Origin of the sequence: Actinoplanes sp. NPDC026623, from assembly GCF_040638275.1 — a bacterium.
GTDB lineage: Bacteria > Actinomycetota > Actinomycetes > Mycobacteriales > Micromonosporaceae > Actinoplanes.
In genome coordinates this window covers 1-1622 of record NZ_JBEZXZ010000378.1, presented here as the reverse complement: position 1 = coordinate 1622, position 1622 = coordinate 1, and the positions used below count along the sequence as shown (strand labels likewise).

1 rRNA gene (running past one end of the window) is annotated in these 1622 nt (G+C 56.4%); it reads left to right on the top strand.

Going from position 1 to position 1622, the window contains the following annotated elements:
- A 23S ribosomal RNA gene (locus AB0F10_RS44875) occupies window positions 1-1549 on the top strand; it begins 1755 nt to the left of the window's first position.
- The last annotated feature ends 73 nt before the right edge of the window (window positions 1550-1622 follow it).

Below are 1622 nucleotides of genomic sequence, written 5' to 3'. Positions count from 1 at the left end.
ATGCGAGCGGCCGGCGACCTTCGGGTCAAGGGTTGTGAGTCTGGGATCCTGGTGGGTAGTAGTTTAGCGATGGGGTGACGCAGGAAGGTAGCTGAGCCCGGCCGGTGGTTGTGCCGGGGTAAGCGTGTAGGCCGTGTCATAGGCAAATCCGTGACACATATAGGCTGAGACGTGATGCCGAGCCGATTCAGGTGAAGTCAGTGATCCTATGCTGCCGAGAAAAGCCTCTAGCGATGTTCCGAGCGGCCCGTACCCCAAACCGACACAGGTGGTCAGGTAGAGAATACCGAGGCGACGGGCGAACTGTGGTTAAGGAACTCGGCAAATTGCCCCCGTAACTTAGGGAGAAGGGGGGCCGGACGCGTGAAGCCCCTTGCGGGTGGAGCGTGGTATGGCCGCAGAGAGCAGGGGGAAGCGACTGTTTACTAAAAACACAGGTCCATGCCAAGTCGTAAGACGATGTATATGGACTGACGCCTGCCCGGTGCTGGAACGTTAAGGGGACCTGTTAGCCTGCAAGGGCGAGGCGGAGAACTTAAGCGCCAGTAAACGGCGGTGGTAACTATAACCATCCTAAGGTAGCGAAATTCCTTGTCGGGTAAGTTCCGACCTGCACGAATGGCGTAACGACTTCCCCACTGTCTCAACCACAGGCCCGGCGAAATTGCAGTACGAGTAAAGATGCTCGTTACGCGCGGCAGGACGGAAAGACCCCGGGACCTTTACTATAGCTTGACATTGGTATCCGAATGTAATTGTGTAGGATAGGTGGGAGCCTGTGAAGCTCGGACGCCAGTTCGGGTGGAGGCAATCTTGAAATACCACTCTGTTGGATTTGGGTATCTAACTTGCGGCCCTGATCGGGTCGAGGGACAGTGTCTGGTGGGTAGTTTAACTGGGGCGGTTGCCTCCTAAAAGGTAACGGAGGCGCCCAAAGGTTCCCTCAGCCTGGTTGGCAATCAGGTGTTGAGTGTAAGTACACAAGGGAGCTTGACTGTGAGACTGACAGGTCGAGCAGGGACGAAAGTCGGGACTAGTGATCCGGCACTTGCGTGTGGAAGCGGTGTCGCTCAACGGATAAAAGGTACCCCGGGGATAACAGGCTGATCTTCCCCAAGAGTCCATATCGACGGGATGGTTTGGCACCTCGATGTCGGCTCGTCGCATCCTGGGGCTGTAGCAGGTCCCAAGGGTTGGGCTGTTCGCCCATTAAAGCGGTACGCGAGCTGGGTTTAGAACGTCGTGAGACAGTTCGGTCCCTATCCGCCGTGCGCGTTGGATACTTGAGAAGGGCTGTCCCTAGTACGAGAGGACCGGGACGGACGAACCTCTGGTGTGCCAGTTGTCCCGCCAGGGGCACGGCTGGTTGGCTACGTTCGGAAGGGATAACCGCTGAAAGCATCTAAGCGGGAAGCCTGCTTCGAGATGAGGTATCCCACCACCTTGAGTGGGTAAGGCTCCCAGCTAGACTACTGGGTTGATAGGCCGGAGATGTAAGCCTAGTAATAGGTTCAGTCGACCGGTACTAATAGGCCGAGGGCTTAACTACACTAAACTTTTTGCTCGACGCGTCCACTGTGTGATTCACAGCAAACAACCACCACCCCTACCACCCGGAGAAT